Raw genomic sequence first — 16942 nt, forward strand, 5'->3', positions numbered from 1 at the left:
TGTCACTGCGCGGCTAATCGCCGCGCAGTGACTATTGGGCTTTACTCAGCGATTTAAGCGGTTGTCGATTAATTGATCGACAACCGAAGGGTCGGCAAGTGTTGAGGTGTCACCGAGGTTGTCTAGTTCGTTGGCTGCAATCTTGCGCAGTATCCGGCGCATGATTTTGCCCGAGCGTGTCTTGGGTAATCCCGGTGCCCACTGAACCAAATCTGGCTTGGCAATCGGGCCAATTTCCTTAACACAAAGTGCCGTTAACTCCTTTAGCAATTCCTCAGTACCTTCAACGTCGTGCATTAGCGTGACATAGGCGTAAATACCTTGTCCCTTAATGTCGTGGGGGTAGCCCGCCACAGCCGCTTCGGCGACGGCCTCATGGAGTACCAGCGCGCTCTCAATTTCAGCCGTGCCCATGCGGTGTCCAGAGATATTCAGAACATCATCGACCCGGCCAGTAATCCAATAATCGCCGTCCGCATCGCGGCGGGCGCCGTCACCGGTAAAGTAGTAGCCGGGGTGGGTGCTGAAATAGGTCTCGATCAAGCGCTGATGGTCGCCGTAGACGCTGCGGATTTGGCCGGGCCAAGAGCGTTTGATGACGAGTAAGCCTTCGCCTGCACCACTGATTTCATTACCATCATTGTCTAGCAGTGCCGGTTCCACGCCGAAAAACGGTTTGGTGGCAGAGCCGGGTTTCATGTCAATGGCGCCGGGCAGCGGCGTCAGCATCATGGCGCCAGTTTCGGTTTGCCACCACGTGTCGACGATAGGGCAGTGATGTTCGCCAACTACGCGGTGATACCATTCCCAAGCTTCGGGGTTTATGGGTTCGCCCACGGAGCCTAATAAGCGCAAGCTACTGCGATCGCTACCCGCCACGTATTCGTCGCCTGCGCCCATTAAAGCGCGCAGCGCGGTGGGGGCGGTGTAGAAGATGTTTACTTTGTGTTTGTCCACCACCTGCCAGCACCGTGAGGCATCGGGGTAGGTGGGCACGCCTTCAAAGAGCAGGGTGGTGGCACCATTGGCCAGTGGGCCGTACACAATATAGCTGTGGCCGGTAATCCAGCCAACGTCGGCGGTGCACCAAAATACTTCACCGTCTTTGTAATCAAAAACGTATTTATGGGTCATGGCAGACTGCAGTAAATAGCCAGCACTGGTGTGCATAACACCTTTGGGTTTACCGGTTGAACCCGAGGTATACAAAATGAAAAGTGGGGTTTCGCTGGGCATGGCGACGGCGGGACAGTCGCTGCTGACGGTGGCCATCGCCTCGTGGTACCAGAGGTCGCGGTTATCTTGCCAATCCACTTGGCCGCCCGTACGTTTTACGACTAAGCATTTTTCAATGCTGGGGCAGTGCTCAAGGGCTTTGTCGGCATTGGCTTTCAGTGGAATGGTTTTGCCGCTGCGCAGGCCTTCATCGGCGGTGATGAGCATTTTGCAGTCGGCGTTCTGAATGCGATCTTTCAGGGCCTCGGGTGAAAAGCCGCCGAATACCACCGAGTGAATGGCGCCAATACGGGCGCAGGCCAGCATGGCGTAGGCGGCTTCGGGAATCATGGGCATATAAAGGCAAACCCGATCACCTTTGCGAATACCCTGGCTTTTTAGCACATTGGCAAGTTTGCAGACTTCACTGTGCAGCTCGCGATAACTGATGTGTTTAGATTCGCTCGGGTCGTCGCCTTCCCAAATGATGGCGGTTTGTTCGCCGCGGGTGTCGAGATGACGGTCAATGCAGTTATAGGCGACATTGAGTTCGCCGCCTTCAAACCAGCTGGCTTCACCTTTGCTAAAGTCATAGCTGTTGACGGTGTGCCATTCTTTGTCCCAGCTTAAAAAGGTATTTGCTTGGTCTGTCCAAAAGGTGTCTGGATCAGCCAGCGATTGCGCGTACATCGCGTCGTATTGTTCACGATTAATGTGGGCGTTCGCGGCGAAATTTTGGGGTACTGGATGTACGTTAACTTTACTCATAGCAAAACTCTCAATGGCGCGATTGTTATCGTTAGACGGCTTGGGCACGTCGAATAGCTAGCTTCGATCTTGCAGAATAGCGGCTTGGCGGCAGTGATTGAAGCCCCTTACGACTAAAGTCGGGTCTTAGTGGGAGCGTTTAGGTGCTTAATTATAGGCGTGCGAGCTTGCACCAGCATGGATGTGGCAAAGCGATTTTGGGGGAGTTTTCGCGCGAGTTTCGGCTTGTGGCTAAAATCGCGCGACGTATTAGGCGACTTGAACGGGGATGGCGTTGCTGGCGTGGCTAACCGTATTGTCTTGATTCATGTAAATCAAGCGGGGCTTGAAGTTGATTAGCTCAACTTCAGAGTAGCTAGCGTAGGCGCAGATAATAATAATGTCGTCGACATTGGCCTTGTGAGCCGCCGCGCCATTGATAGAGATAATGCCACTGTTGTCTTCGCCACGGATTGCATAAGTGGTGAAGCGCTCGCCATTGGTGACATTGTAAATTTGAATTTGCTCAAATTCACGGATACCCGACATATCGAGTAATTTGCCATCAATCGCGCAGGAGCCTTCATAATTTAGCACTGCGTGGGTCACGCAGGCTTTATGGAGTTTCGCTTTCAGCATAACGGACTGCATAACGCTGTTCCTTTCTCTTCGGTCTTCGCTGGCTTAATTAGCCGCCAACATTCCCCAGTCGGTGCTGGAGTTAACGTTCAGGGTGACGTTGTCAATCAGGCGGGTGGTGCCAAGTTTGGCCGCCGCCAGAATAACAACTTCTTCGGTGTCCGCTGTAACCGGACGGAGGGTACGACCATCGCAAATATTGAAGTAATCCGCTTCCAAGCCAGCTTGATTAAGGCTGGTTCTGGCGTGTTGCTCTAATTTGCTATAACTGTCGTATCCACAGGCTATTGCCTCGCGGCACTCCTGTAATACACGGTGTAAAATAGGCGCAATTTGACGCTGCTCGGCGCTGAGGTAGCCGTTGCGAGAGCTAAGTGCCAAGCCATCTGCGGCGCGAGCGGTGGCAACACCGACCACGTCGATAGGCATGCATAAATCGCGAACCATTTTACGGATAACGCTAAGCTGCTGGAAATCCTTTTCGCCAAACACTGCGGTGTCTGGCTGGACAATATTGAAAAGCTTGGCCACCACGGTGGTAACACCGGTGAAATGGCCGGGTCGGTTTGCACCGCAATGCCCTTCAGACAGCTCAGGTACTGATACTTTGCTGTGACTGGCCATTCCCTCTGGGTAGATTTCGTCTACCTGAGGAAGGAATAAAAACTGTGCGCCCTCTGCAAACAATTTCTCTTTGTCTGCGGCGAGGGTGCGTGGGTAGTTGCTTAAGTCTTCGTTGGCACCGAACTGCAACGGATTGACAAAGATGCTGACAACCACAATATCGGCATACTGGCGCGCCCGGCGGACTAAGCGCAGGTGGCCTTCATGCAAATTACCCATTGTAGGAACAAAGGCGACGGTTTTACCGGCGCGTTTTCCCACATTGAGGGCGGCCCTTAAGGAGGCGGCTGTGCTATACGTTTTCATACCCCTAACTTCCCAATCTCGTACTTCGCTAACTGCGAAGGTAGTTTGCTGTGAAGTCAGTCCGCGCACACCGCGGGCTGGCGACCAAAACACTGACCTTAGGCCTTTTAAAAACTGAAAGATTGCTCACAATCTGAGCAGTTGGGCCAGTGGCGGGCAAGTATGCCCCAATCGGAATGGCCGTTCAATGCTTTGGTAACAAAAAATTCACTACTTTGTTACCTTGTAAAATGTTCCTTGAGGTAACAGTTTACACCTTTTTGCTATCAGTCAAAACTGTGCTCATCGGCAGGGAAGCTGGCGTCTGCTACCGCGTCATTATACCGGCCTAGCGCGTCGGCGATGCTACTGCTGCCCTCAGCAAAATTGCGGACAAAGCGGGCGGTTTTCTCGGTTACGCCGAGCAGGTCGTGCAAAACCAATACTTGCGCATCGGTCTCGTTACCCGCGCCAATGCCAATGACCGGGATTTTTAGTGCATGACTGATCTCGGCGGCAAGTTTACGCGGGACGCATTCCAGTACCAGCAATGCGGCGCCGGCGGCCTCTAGGGCGAGGGCGTCTTTCAGTATTGCTTGGGCTTGGCTGTCTTCGCGGCCTTGTATCCGGTAGCCCCCCAGCACATTGACGGATTGGGGGGTTAGGCCTAGGTGTCCGCAGACCGGTATGCCCGCGTGATTGAGCTGGCGAATGCTCTCGCAGAGCCAGTCACCGCCTTCGAGTTTTACCATTTGTGCGCCAGCGCGCATCAGGGTGGTGGCATTATCGAGGCATTGCGCGGTGGTATTGTAGCTACCAAAGGGCATGTCGCTAATAATCAGTGGGCGATTGCAACCGCGACTGACGCAACTGGTGTGGTAGGCCATGTCGGCGATCGTCACCGGTAGGGTTGAGTCGTGTCCCTGCAAAACCATGCCCAGCGAATCGCCGACTAAAATCGCGTCGATGCCGGCGTTTTCAACCAATTTGGCAAAGCTCGCGTCATAACAGGTGACTACGGCAAATTTTTGCTGGCTCTGCTTTTTGGCTAACAAGCTGAGGATGTTGACCTTACTCATGGCGCGCCTCATTGGTGCTTAAAAAAAAGTGGGGTTAAAGTAATGGCGACCGCTGCGAATTTCCAGCAGATATTGCAATAATTGTTCATATTGCTGGTCATTATTGGCGAAGTCGATCTCGCTCGCATTGATGATCAGTAGCGGTGAGTCGTGGTAGGAGTGGAAGTATTCGCTGTAAGCGCCGTTTATTTTTTCTAAATATTCGGCATCGATACTACGCTCAAAAGCAACGCCACGCTGTTGTATGCGGTCTTTCAGTACTTTGACTGGCGCCTGGAGGTAGATCACGAGATCTGGCGTTGGTATGTCGACTTGCACTTGCTCGTAAACCTTGTTGTAAAGTTCTAGCTCGTTGTTATCTAAGGTTATTTTTGCGAACAATGGGTCTTTTTGAAAAACAAAATCAGCGACGTGGGTTTGTTCAAAGAGGTCGCTTTGGCGTAAATCGCTGAGCTGCTGGGCCCGTTGAAACAAAAAGAATAACTGGGCAGACAAGGCTGCATGGCGCTGGTTGGCGTAGAAGCGTTCTAAAAAAGGGTTGTCTTCGGCTTTTTCTAATAGCTGGTGGAAATTGAGGGATTCGGCTAGGCGTCGCGCTAATGTGGTTTTGCCCACCCCAATTGGTCCCTCCACGGCAATGAAGCGTGGTGGTTGCTGCAAATTGATAATGGGTTCGTTAAGCAGGTTGTGATTGGTCATTTTCGTTTAAAACCCATAGGTCGTCGGTGTCTTTGAATGTGGCGCTATTGATGCCGCCGAATTCGGACTGTAACAGTTTTTGGGGGGCGATATCGGCCAGTGGGCGCAAAACAAAGTTGCGCTGATGCATGCGTGGATGGGGCACACACAGGGTGTCAGTATTGATCCGGGAATCGCCGTAAAGCAACAGGTCGAGGTCCAGCGTGCGCGGCCCCCAACGCTCGGCGCGGCGCCGTTGGTGCTGGGCTTCTATACGCTGCATTGCGGCGAGTAATTGCGCTGCTGTCAGCGTGGTGTCCAGCGCGGCAACAGCGTTGACGTAATCGCCTTGTTGCCCCGGCCCGACCGCGATAGAGCCGTAGAGTCGGGAACAGTCCACTAGCGCGGAGTTAGGCAGCGCCGCTAGTGCACTGAGTGCGGAGCGAACTTGCTTTTGGGGTTCGCCAAGATTGCTACCGAGGGCGATATAGCAGCGGATCATCTTGGCTTGCGAGGGCCGCGTCGCCGCCGCGGTGCTCGTGGTTTGTCGCCACTAGGAACCTGGCTAAGCATGGCGCCACGGGTATCTGTGTGGGCCTCTTGGAATGCCAGCCACCACTGTCCGAGGCCGGGCTCAATTTCACCTGCTTGCTCGCGTAATAATAAGAAGTCAAAACCCGCCCGGAAGTAGCGGTGTTCCAATAGTTGCTCGGGACGCTTGCCGGAGCGCCGCGTTAGGCGGCATTGCAGCTCCCAGATGTCGCGCATGGGTAGCGAGAAGCGTTTGGGAATGGCGACGGTTTGTTGCTGCTTGTGAAGAACTCGTTCGGCGGCCTGATGTAGGGCCGCGATTTCCGGGGTGCCGGCATCCATAATCTCTTTGTGGAGGTGTTTTACCATTGGCCACAAAATAACGGCATAGATAAACGCTGGAGTGACCGGCTTGCCGTCGGCGATGCGAGCATCGGTGTTTATCAGGCCTTGTTTGATGATTTCTTCGGCTGCGGGTTCGCGTTGGCTGAGCATTTTTTGGGTGGCGGGAAACAGCGGGGCAAACAGCTCGTAGCGCTGCATTAGCGCGTAAGTGTGCAGACCTTGGCCGGACATGAAAAGTTTGATGACTTCGTCAAACATGCGGGCGGCGGCAATATCGTTCAGCAGGGGGGCGAGGCGTTTGATGGGCGCTTCGCTGTGCTTTTCAATATCAAAGTCGAGTTTGGCGGCAAAGCGCACTACCCGCAGCATCCGTACCGGATCTTCACGGTAGCGAGTTTCTGGGTCGCCGATGATGCGAATGAGTTTGTTGTTGAGGTCGTCTAGGCCGCCGACAAAGTCGTAAACGCAGAAGTCGCGGCTGGAATAATACAGGGCGTTGATAGTGAGGTCGCGGCGTGCGGCATCGTCGTCGATTGAGCCGTAAACATTGTCTCTGGTGAGCATGCCCGATTCAGTTTGCGCGGAGTGTTTGTTGCGCTGTGGATTGCTCGCCGGGGCGCTGTGGTTGCCACGGAAAGTGGTGACCTCGATGATTTCCCGGCCAAAACGGACGTGTACGATACGAAAGCGCCGGCCAATAATACGACTATTGCGAAAGGCGTTGCGAACCTGCTCGGGGGTTGCATCGGTGGCAATGTCGAAATCTTTGGGTTGGCCGCCGAGCAACAGGTCGCGAACTCCGCCGCCGACTAAAAACGCTTCGAAGCCTTCGTCGTTGAGTTTGCGGATGACTTTTAGCGCAGCATCGCTAATGTGTCTGCGCGATACCGTGTGTTGATCCCTAGGAATAATGGCCACGTGGTGTGCAGCGCCTTGGCTGGATTTGGAAAATTTGCCGGTTAGCTTTTTCCACAGACCGGTAACAGAGCTTGATGTCATTGCGTTTTAGGGTCGGCCGTTAATGAGAAAGGCAGTATTCTAGCACAGGGCTTTGGTGTGTGCGGGAAATGCGGAGGAGGAAATTTTTGGTGGTTTTCGTAATTTAGGGGTTTCTAAAATGAAGAAGGGGAAAACATTGTCTTCCCCACCCAGGTCTCTTTGCTGTTGTATTATTATTATTGTTTATCTTTTCTTATTATTATTTTGTTTTCTTATTGTTGTTTGTACCTAAAGAGAGCATATGCCGTGCCATGTTTTGAAAATCTTTTTATTTCAATCACTTAGGTATTTTCCTCGTCGTGGAAACCCCTTACATATTTGTGACTTGTTACCCTAGTAAACGCTCTTTGTTACATTCCGTTGGATTGGGTAACGGTGCTCATGGCTTCTTAGGCGTTGCTTCTGGCGGCCACTTTTTTGCGCGGAATGCCCAGTCGTTGGCGGCGTTCCCATAGGCATTTGCGACTAACACCGAGCTTTTGCGCTAGCTCCGTTTCGCTCATGGAGTCTTGGTGCTCGAGAACAAAGCGCTGGAAGTAGTCCTCGAGGGATAAGTCTTCGCTGGGATCATTGGCGCGACTCGGCTTGTTGCGGTTATCTTTACGCTCAATTGCGCCATTGTTGTTAACACTGCCAGGGCGATTGTTAAATTCGTTGCTGCGGCCTCTAATTTGGCCAATGTCGACAAGTTCGAGGTCGATATCGAGTAATTCGTTATCAATCTCTTTGCGATCGCACAGGATTACGGCGCGCTCGATGGCATTTTCCAATTCGCGGATATTGCCGGGCCAAATATAGGTGGTGATTGCCTGAATAGCCTTGGGGCTAAAGTGCATTAGGGGCTTTTTCATTTTTTCGCAGCGGTGTTTGAGCAAGGCTTCGGCGAGTTCAAGAATGTCTTTGCCGCGCTCTCTTAAGGGCGGTAGCTCCAGTTTCATGACGTTGATGCGATAGTACAGATCTTCTCGGAAGCGCCCAGCGTGAGCCATTTCCTTGAGGTCGCGGTGGGTGGCGCAAATAAGACGAACATTGACCTTGCTGGACTCCACGGAGCCGATACGACGAATTTCATCTTCTTGGATAAAGCGCAGGAGTCGGGCTTGGGCCTCAAGGGGCAATTCGCCAATTTCGTCCAGGAATAAGGTGCCGCCGTCGGCGGCCTCAATTAGGCCAATTCGACTAGCGTTGGCGCCGGTAAACGCGCCTTTTTCATAACCGAATAGCTCCGACTCAATCAGTGTTTCCGGGATCGCGGCGCAGTTTACGCAGATAATAGCTTTAGTCGCTCTGGCGCTCTGGTTGTGTATCGCTCTGGCCACGAGCTCTTTACCGGTGCCGGTTTCGCCGTGTACCAGAATGGTCGCGTCAGTGGGCGCGGCGCGGCGAATGTGATCGTAGAGTTGTTGCATGGCTTTGCAGCTGCCAATCATGCCGTTAGCGTCGGCGATCTGTTTGCGCTGGCTGCTACTGGGTTCCGGCTTGTCGCCTGGGGTGTTCTCTTTTGCGGTGCTGAGAATGATGCGCTCGACGGTTTCTAGCATTTCGTCGTGGTCAAAGGGCTTGGCAATATAGTCGATAGCGCCTTTTTTCATGGAGTCGACCGCAGATTTGAGGCTGGCGTAACTGGTCATAATCAGCACGGGTGCGTCAGTTTTGCTGATAAGGTCTGTTCCGGGGGCACCAGGCAGGCGTAAGTCACTGATAATTAAGTCGTAATCGTTAACTTTGTAGGTGCTCAGTGCTTTTGCAACCGAATCGGCTTCGTCCACCTGATAGTCATTGCGTTCTAATAGGCGACGCAGTGCTAGACGGATAACGTCTTCGTCTTCGACTAAAAGGATTCTGGGCATAATTCTCTCCGTTGCTGGGTACGGGCAATGCGTCGATATGTGTAACCGAACAACATAACGCGATCAGCCAATTATTTCTAGAGTACCTCAGGGTGGTTCAGTCTGAGGTGGATGTGAAATCGGGTGCCGGATTGGCTAAATTCCGGTACCGGACTCTCAATACTAATATCGCCGCCAAGATCGCTGATAATGTTATAAACCAGCGCTAAGCCGAGACCAGTGCCTTTACCTGGCTCTTTGGTGGTAAAAAACGGTTCAAATATTTGCTTCTGTAATTTCTCGTCTATCCCGCTGCCGTGGTCGGTCACGGTAATGTGGGCACTGTCTTGTTCAGCCTCGGCATCCACGGTGATCATGCCGTCTTCGGGGCTGGCATCGCGAGCATTAGAGAGCAAATTGATGAACACCTGCATTAAGCGCTGATTGTCGCCAGCCACAATAATATGCTCGGGGCAGTTGTTGTTGTAGTGAATGTGGCGGGCCTCGGGGTCGAGACTTAAGAGCTGCACGGCTTCGCTCACGCAGTTGCGCACGGATACCGCCTCGGTAGCTTGGGTCGGGTCTTGGCGGCCGGTGTGGGCAAAATTAACCAGGCTATGCACAATACTGCTTATGCGCTGGGTTTGCTTAACGATTTGTGAGGCGGCTTCCAGCGTGTCCGCGTTGTCACTCTCGTAGCGCAGGTTTTGGGCCAGGCAGGCGATTCCGGTTACCGGGTTGCCGATCTCGTGGGCGACGCCGGCGGCCAGGCGACCAATCGAGGCTAGGCGCTCTTGATGCGTAAGTTCATGCTCCAGCAACTGAGTGTCGGTGATATCTTCAACCACGACTATCAATTCGTCACGGCCAAGCATTTGCGATTCGGTGCGGTGTAAGTTTAGCCAGCGCAGACCATTGTCGGTTTCAACGCTGAACTTGCTACGGTGTAGGTCGCTGCTGGCTAAGAAGTCTTGCAGGCATGTTGACCAAGGTTCGGGTAGCCCTGCTAAGCGAGATCCGGTAACAGTATTGGCGTTGATGTGAGTAATATCGGCCATGGACATATTCCACAACAGTATCTCTTGGTCGCGACCAAGGGCGCACACGCCGATGGGCAAGTCTTCTAGGGTTTGTCTGTGGTAGCGGCGTAGGCTGTCTAAATCGGCGGCTAGGCCAGTGAGGTGAGTTTGGTAGTTCTCAAGCCGTTCTTCAATATAGGTAATGTCTTCGCTGTCGCCCATGAGATTATCGGTATAGGGCAAGGCGCGATCTATTACGCGGCGAGCACTGGAGGGGCCAACCAGCGAGGAAAGATTGACTTCTATTCGGTCTCTAATTCGGCGCAGGGCGTAGGGTCGGGTTTCCTGCTCATTCATTTGCAGCTCGTCGAGCGCGCGCTTGAATTCTTGCGTGGCGGCGCGGTCGCCGAGTGCGTCTTGTAAGCGCAATTTTATTTCACCCGCATGGTGTAAGTTCAGGGAGTGGCGGCTGGGGCGATTTAGGTCGTCGATCGTGCAGGCTTCGGCGGCGCGGCGCTCTTCGGCGGAGGTTTCGCTAAGTAACGACACGATAATGAAAACAATGCCATTCAGGGCCAGCGATAGTCCAGTGATGACTACCCAGAATTGATCTCGCTCAATGGGGTATAAATAAAGGTGCTCTAAAAAGCTGGGATGAACACCGCTAAACATGGGCAAAATGATGCCTATTATCCAGAGGCTAAAGCCTGCACATAAACCGCTGATAAAGCCGTTGCGATTTGCTTTAGGCCAATACAGCACGGCCAATACGCCGGGCAGAAACTGGACGCAGCCGCTGGCTGAGGTCATGGCTAAGCGGCTGAGGCTTTGCGATGCACCGATTAGTTCATAGAATACAAAGCCAATAAGAATGATGACGCAAATCAGCAGTTGGCGTGTGGTGAGTAGCCAGCGGTATATGTCGATATCGCGGCCTTTTGAGCTTTTTGGGCGCAATACCGGCAATACGAGATGATTGAGGCTCATCGAGGCCAGTGCCAAGGTGGTGACAATGATGGCGCCGCTGGCGGCCGATAAGCCTCCCAAATAAAGCAGCACCGACAGCCAGGGTTTACCAATTTCGAGAGACAGGCCAAGTGCGTAGTAGTCTGCTGGCAGCGCTATTCCCCGGGCGCTTCCGGCCCAGAGTATGGGCAATACTGGCAAGCTCATGATCAGTAAAAACAGCGGTAGGCCCCAGCTCGCGGTGGCGAGGTTTTTTGCGCTGGGATTTTCCGAAAAGAGCATATGAAAAATATGGGGCATGCACACGGCGGCAGCAAAAAACATAATCAGCATCAAGCGATTGCTGTCGGCGGCTTGGGGCTTGTTGAGCGAGGCCAAAACATCAGGGCTACTGTCTAGCCAGCTTTGTAGGCCGTCAAAACTACCAAATACGGCATAGGTGCTGATAATGCCCACCAGCAGCAGGGCAAACATTTTAACGAGCGATTCAAAGGCCAGTGCGGTGAGTAAACCGCGGTGGCTATCTTTGGAGGTCAGATTGCGCGAGCCAAATAAAATAGTGAATGCCGTGATAATCACGCAAAAACCGAGAGCGGTAAGCCTTCGGTAGCCATCGTCTTCCTGGCTCAGCGCGTGGCCTAAACTCAATATAAGGGTCGATTCCGAAACGGTTTGTATTTGAATGGCGAGCAGTGGCCAGATAGCGATGGCGGTAAAGAGTGTGACCAGTGAGCCCACCCAGGAGCTGCGAAAGCGAAAACTTAGCAGGTCGGCGAGTGAGTTCAGGCGGTAGTTTTTGCATATGCGATGGATGGGTAGAAGCATTATGGGCAATAAAATCATCGCCGCGGACAGGCCGATATAATAATTCAGGAAGCTGTAGCCGTAATTCTTAGCAAAGCCCACGGCGCCATAGATGGCAAAGCCACTGGCGTATATCCCCAGAGACAGAACATAGGTAGCGGGATGGTTGATAATTTTACTGGGCAGTAGACGACGTTCTGCAGCGTAGGCGATGGCGAAAAGGAGCAGTAAATAGCTAAGCCCTATTAAAAACAGGGTGTTGATACTAAAGGTCATTGTGGTGTCGCTGACGGAGGCTGATAAACACAAAGCCAATAACAAATAGCCAAATTAAATGGTGGCGATACCAGAGATTGCTGCCTTCATAGAGCCAGCGGCCCATCGTTGGGGCATACACAAAAGCAAAAATTGATAATAAAAGCAGGGGAGATTGAATTTGCATGGCGACCGAGACGCGTTCACTGTCGGCATGATGTTACTGGAGGTGCGGGTAAACTGCAAAGCATGCTGCGCATGGTGGTGCTTATATTGTGTTGTTAAACGGCATCGATGTGCCTGCTGGCGGGGATGTCTTGGGGGCGCCAGTGCGCGGTGGCCCACGTTAGTAAGGCAGTGCTATCGGTGAGGGTGTCGGGGGGCGGGCTTTGCTGTAAATAGTGCAGTGCGCTGCGGAGATTGTCGGTGGCGCGACTGTCATCGAGCGCAGGGGCGAAGCTTTGTTTGCTAAGTTTGTGGCCGTCGCTACCAACAATGACAGGTATGTGGCAGTAGCGCACCGGTGGTAGGCCAAGGGTGTTTTGTAGGTGAATTTGCCAGGCAGTGGCATCGAGCAAATCAACCCCGCGCACGATATCGGTAACTCCCTGTTCGGCATCGTCGACCACAACAGCGAGCTGGTAGGCATAGAGGCCGTCTTTGCGTTTTAAGACCGGGTCGCCGATGTCCGCTTGGGCGCGACTTTGGTTGCCTTGGATGCGATCTTCAAAGTGGATCGTTTCATTGGGCGTGCGCAGGCGAATAGCTGAGCTGCCGGGGCTGCCCGGATGGCGGCAGGCGCCAATGTGTAAGCCATGCTTAGGTGCAAGCTGGCGACGGGAGCAGTTACAGTAATACGCAAGGTTGTTGTCGAGAAGCTGTTGCAAATAAGTATCGTAGGCTGCGCTACGCTGGCTTTGCCAGAAGATGTCGCCATCCCATATTAGGCCATGACTAATGAGGCTGTTGATGATTTGCTGCGCGGCACCCGCTTGCTCTCGAGGTGGGTCAATGTCTTCCATACGCAGCAGCCATTGGCCGCGATTGGCGCGGGCGTCTAAATAGCTGGCCAGTGCAGTAACGAGTGAGCCAATATGCAGTGGCCCGCTGGGCGACGGCGCAAACCGGCCCATATACGCGCTATAAGGGGGTGACATTCAGGGGGGTGTGGGCGGCGAGCCGCCCAGCCGTTTTAGCCGCGTTCCTGGCGTTCTTTGATTTCATCAAGGGTCTTGCAGTCTATGCATAGCGTTGCCGTAGGGCGTGCTTCTAAACGCTTGATACCGATATCAACACCACAGGTATTGCAGTAGCCGTAATCGTCTTCGTCAATTAAATTGATGGTCGAGTCGATTTTCTTGATTAGTTTGCGTTCGCGGTCACGGGTTCGGAGTTCAAGACTAAACTCTTCTTCTTGTGTGGCGCGGTCTGCAGGGTCAGGAAAATTAGCTGCTTCGTCCTTCATATGACTCACAGTACGATCCACTTCTTCCATTAATTCTGCTTTCCAATTGAGCAGGATCTGGCGGAAGTGTTCCTTCTGCTTGTCGTTCATATACTCTTCGCCCTTTTTTTCTACGTAAGGAACGAAGGTCTTCAAATTCTCAGGTGTACTCTGCTGTGCAGGCATGGTTGGCCCTCTTTTTACAAGCCGTTAACCGCAAGCCGCGGGCATGCGCGGCGACGCTGTGCCGCCAAATCGGCAAAACTACCAGATATGGGCCAGCTACGCCACACGAAATTGCGCATAAAGGCGTGATCGCAACATTTCATTACGCTGTTGTGATGATGTTAAGCCGCAAGGGATAAAGTTACACTCCTATTTTTGGTCATAGGAAGAGTATAGGTGAGTAAATCCTTTGCGCGTCGTTTAGCTGATATTGAGCCGTTTCGAGTGGTTGAGGTGCTGACCCGCGCTAAGGCACTGGCGGCTGCGGGGCGAGATATTATTCATATGGAGGCGGGGGAGCCCGATTTCAGTAGCGCTGAGCCGATTATTCGCGCCGCCAAGGCTTCGTTAGATAGGGGGGAGACGAGTTATACCCCTGCGGCGGGTATTCCTGCGCTGCGTCAAGCAATTGCCAAATACTATAAGCAGGATCACGGTTTAGATATTGCTCCCGAGCGAATTATGATTACCCCCGGGGCATCTGGCGCATTGTTACTGTTGGCGGGTTTATTAATTAATCCCGGTGATGGCATGTTGATGACGGATCCCGGTTACCCCTGCAACCGCCATTTTTTACGTTTGGTGGAGGGCGAGGGCCAGTTGGTGCCAGTGGGGCCGGAAGATCGCTTTCAGCTCAGTGCAGAAAAAGCTGAGCAGCACTGGCAGGCTAATACTAAGGGCATTATGGTTGCTTCACCAGCCAATCCGAGTGGGGAAATACTCACCGCGCCGCAGTTGCGCGATTTGCACAGCCTGTGCGAGCGCAAAGAGGGTTATTTAATTGTCGATGAGATCTACCATGGTCTGAATTATGGCGTAGATGCGCCGAGTATTTTGTCTATTACCGATCAAGCTTTTGTTATTAATAGTTTTTCTAAGTACTTTGGTATGACTGGCTGGCGCTTGGGATGGCTGGTTGCACCGGAAGAGGCCGTGCCCGAACTGGAGAAGTTGGCTCAGAATTTGTTTATCTCTATGTCGACTATGGCTCAGCATGCGGCGCTGGCGGCATTCGAACCCGAGACGCGGCTTATCCTCAATGAACGTAGAGATGAATTTGCTCAGCGTCGGGATTATTTGCTGCCGGAGCTCCGGAGTCTAGGATTTGAAATTCCCCATTGTCCGGATGGGGCCTTATACCTTTATGCCGGAATTAAACGCTTTAAGATGAAGAGCCCAGAGTTTTGTCGTTCACTGCTTGAGGATCACGGTATCGCGATTACCCCAGGCGAGGACTTTGGGCGCTACCGCGCTGACGAGCATGTGCGTTTTGCGTATACCACGGGCATGCCGCGTTTGGTTGAGGGCGTGGCGCGTTTGCGTAAGCTTTACGGCTGAGGCTTGTCGTAGAATTGCACGCCTAGCTCATCAGAGGGCTTATCTGCATGCTCGGCGAGGGCGGTGGCCATAGACTGGGCGATCGCGGTGGCGCGCTGTTTCATGGCGTCGCAGCGTGGGCCGCAAAATTGCGCGTCAATACTGAGGTTGAGTAAATGCAGCCAGCGGTGAAAGTGGTGTGGGCTCAACGCCGCTTGCTGGTGGAGCTGTTGATGACGTTTAAATAACTCACCGTGATAAACCCGTTCCGACAGCAATTGCTGCACCCAAAAATCAGTGACTTTCGGTAGGTGGTGCTCTAGCGAAAAGGGCATGATATCGGTGAAATAAAAACCAATTATCTCGTCGTTGAGTACCTGCTCATAAAAGTGCCTGAGTAGTATTTCGATATCGCTGCGGCTGCAGATGTCTTGCGTGCGCTTGTCAGTCATAATGTCGTTATTAAGCAAAGTTGGCCTGAGCGTATCATATACTGTTTGCCCAACTGGGTGCGGCTTAGCGGTCGAGGATTCGTGCAGCAAAATAGAGGAGTAGGCTTTGAAAAGAAGCAGCGAAGAAGCGCTTGCTCTGCAGCAAATAATAACGCGATTAGATGGTTTTAAACCTCGTCAGCGCTGGTGGCGGCGCTGGGTGAAACGTTCAGCCGTGGCGCTGATATTACGTGAGCTAGACGATCATATTGAAGTACTGATGATTAAGCGCGCCGATCGCGAGGGCGATCCGTGGTCTGGGCATATGGCGTTTCCCGGCGGTCGTATGGATCGGCAAGATGTGACGGGATTGCGCACCGCTATTCGCGAAACCGAAGAAGAGACCGGTATTTATCTCGACAAGGCCGGGCACTGCATTGGTCGATTGTCTGACATCGTGAGTCGACCGCATTCTGGTCGTCAGCCTATGGTCGTCACCCCCTATGTTTTTCGCTTGCACACAGCGGTCAGTATTGAGCCAAACCACGAGGTCGCTGAGGCCGTGTGGGTGCCGCTGCGGTTTTTGATGACGAGCGGTAATCGCGAGACAATGGAGTGGGGGCGGGGCAAATTACATATGGTCCTCCCCTGTTATTTTTATGAAAAACGCCGGATCTGGGGTATGTCGCTGAAAATGCTCGATGAGCTACTCGGCTTGATCTGAGTTTTGGTCGCTGGTGTTGTCGATTGCACCATTGGCCTCTAAGCCAGAGCGAAGATCTGGCCGCACCGGGCTGAATTGCTCGTCGCTTTCTTGCTCCGGCTCGGGAAGGAGGTTGCGCTGATCTTCCCATAGAAACATTTTCGTCTCGTTGAGTAATTTGCGCGCCTCGCTTTGGGGTCTCGCAGCTTCAGTGATGGCCTCGTCTGGCAGCAGTTTTTGCAACCATGCTTTAAACACCGCCATAATCACTGGGGTTTTCTTGGGGTCGAGGTATTGCCAGCGCGAGCCATCAAGAATATTGCCAGACACTCGCTGTTCTTTTACCGGAAGCCAGTAAACTCCGCAGCTCGACAGACTAAAGTCGTCTTGGCGACCAAAGCTGATATTGGCCTTGAACGGATTGAAGGCGTCTTCTGGTGGGTTGTCGATGCGCTGTAGCGCCATAATCCATTGGCTGCCGGGGGGGAACTCTTTGGCCTCGGGGCGGCATAAATTGTCTTTTTTACCCCAAATTCGAATTTGCTCGCGGTAGTCGCTGCCATGAATAATTTCTTTGATGTTTAAATCAAAGCCGTTGCCCTGGCTGCGTTCCACTTCGCCATATACGACGAGATCGGCGTCGGTATAAACGTCTTTAAAGGGCCCCTGCCACAGACATTCGCAGGCGAGGGTGGTCGCACTAAAGAGTAAGCTAAAAATGGCGACCGCGATCTTCAATGGCTTTCCTCGAACTGTTTGATTTGGTTTGGTTGACGCAAAGGCCAATAATATACTGCTTAGACGGGT

General features: G+C 52.8%; 15 protein-coding genes. 2 read left to right on the forward strand and 13 right to left on the reverse strand.

Going from position 1 to position 16942, the window contains the following annotated elements; all coding sequences use genetic code 11:
- Positions 1–45 precede the first annotated feature (45 nt).
- From acs to dksA, 11 genes are all read right to left on the reverse strand, one after another.
- Entirely contained in the window at positions 46–1983 is a 1938-nt protein-coding gene (gene acs, locus AZF00_RS01885) for an acetate--CoA ligase (protein WP_062382868.1), read from the reverse strand.
- A 249-nt stretch (positions 1984–2232) separates the two neighbouring features.
- Positions 2233–2613, reverse strand: a complete 381-nt coding sequence (panD, locus tag AZF00_RS01890; RefSeq protein ID WP_008251283.1) for an aspartate 1-decarboxylase — start codon at positions 2611–2613, stop codon at positions 2233–2235.
- Positions 2614–2646: 33 nt separating this feature from the next.
- Positions 2647–3531 (reverse strand): pantoate--beta-alanine ligase, encoded by an 885-nt coding sequence (panC, locus tag AZF00_RS01895; protein ID WP_008251285.1) that lies wholly within the window; start codon positions 3529–3531, stop codon positions 2647–2649.
- Between the two features lie 266 nt (positions 3532–3797).
- A complete protein-coding gene (gene panB, locus AZF00_RS01900; RefSeq protein ID WP_008251286.1) occupies positions 3798–4589 on the reverse strand; it encodes a 3-methyl-2-oxobutanoate hydroxymethyltransferase in 792 nt (263 codons plus the stop codon).
- Between the two features lie 18 nt (positions 4590–4607).
- Positions 4608–5288 carry a deoxynucleoside kinase gene (locus AZF00_RS01905; protein ID WP_062382870.1) on the reverse strand — a complete coding sequence of 227 codons (681 nt, stop codon included), beginning with the start codon at positions 5286–5288 and terminating at the stop codon, positions 4608–4610.
- Complete coding sequence (folK, locus tag AZF00_RS01910; RefSeq protein ID WP_062382873.1) at positions 5266–5769, reverse strand: 2-amino-4-hydroxy-6-hydroxymethyldihydropteridine diphosphokinase; 504 nt, start codon at positions 5767–5769, stop codon at positions 5266–5268. The genes AZF00_RS01905 and folK overlap by 23 nt, the downstream gene beginning before the upstream one ends.
- Positions 5766–7142 (reverse strand): polynucleotide adenylyltransferase PcnB, encoded by a 1377-nt coding sequence (gene pcnB, locus AZF00_RS01915; RefSeq protein ID WP_008251293.1) that lies wholly within the window; start codon positions 7140–7142, stop codon positions 5766–5768. Before pcnB ends, folK begins: the two co-directional genes overlap by 4 nt.
- Before the next feature lie 389 nt (positions 7143–7531).
- Complete coding sequence (locus tag AZF00_RS01920) at positions 7532–8992, reverse strand: sigma-54-dependent transcriptional regulator (RefSeq protein ID WP_008251295.1); 1461 nt, start codon at positions 8990–8992, stop codon at positions 7532–7534.
- A gap of 77 nt (positions 8993–9069) precedes the next feature.
- The gene (locus AZF00_RS01925) at positions 9070–12036 is read right to left on the reverse strand and encodes a sensor histidine kinase (protein WP_062382876.1); all 2967 of its coding nucleotides are present in this window, start codon (positions 12034–12036) and stop codon (positions 9070–9072) included.
- 260 nt (positions 12037–12296) lie between these two features.
- A complete protein-coding gene (gene gluQRS, locus AZF00_RS01930) occupies positions 12297–13148 on the reverse strand; it encodes a tRNA glutamyl-Q(34) synthetase GluQRS (RefSeq protein WP_082793642.1) in 852 nt (283 codons plus the stop codon).
- A 59-nt stretch (positions 13149–13207) separates the two neighbouring features.
- Entirely contained in the window at positions 13208–13645 is a 438-nt protein-coding gene (gene dksA, locus AZF00_RS01935) for an RNA polymerase-binding protein DksA (protein WP_008251300.1), read from the reverse strand.
- Positions 13646–13861: 216 nt separating this feature from the next.
- On the opposite strand from dksA, the gene AZF00_RS01940 reads away from it, so the two are divergent.
- Positions 13862–15022, forward strand: coding sequence for a pyridoxal phosphate-dependent aminotransferase (locus AZF00_RS01940; protein ID WP_008251302.1), 1161 nt, complete (start codon positions 13862–13864; stop codon positions 15020–15022).
- Here the strand turns inward: AZF00_RS01940 and AZF00_RS01945 are convergent.
- Entirely contained in the window at positions 15013–15453 is a 441-nt protein-coding gene (locus AZF00_RS01945) for a group III truncated hemoglobin (protein WP_062382881.1), read from the reverse strand. The genes AZF00_RS01940 and AZF00_RS01945 overlap by 10 nt on opposite strands.
- A gap of 106 nt (positions 15454–15559) precedes the next feature.
- Between AZF00_RS01945 and AZF00_RS01950 the strand changes: the two genes are divergently transcribed.
- Complete coding sequence (locus tag AZF00_RS01950; RefSeq protein WP_008251306.1) at positions 15560–16156, forward strand: NUDIX hydrolase; 597 nt, start codon at positions 15560–15562, stop codon at positions 16154–16156.
- On the opposite strand, the gene AZF00_RS01955 is transcribed toward AZF00_RS01950, so the two are convergent.
- A complete protein-coding gene (locus tag AZF00_RS01955; RefSeq protein WP_156474834.1) occupies positions 16139–16873 on the reverse strand; it encodes a hypothetical protein in 735 nt (244 codons plus the stop codon). The two genes, AZF00_RS01950 and AZF00_RS01955, sit on opposite strands and share 18 nt — an antisense overlap.
- Between the last annotated feature and the right edge of the window lie 69 nt (positions 16874–16942).

The organism is Zhongshania aliphaticivorans (genome assembly GCF_001586255.1).
GTDB lineage: Bacteria > Pseudomonadota > Gammaproteobacteria > Pseudomonadales > Spongiibacteraceae > Spongiibacter > Spongiibacter aliphaticivorans.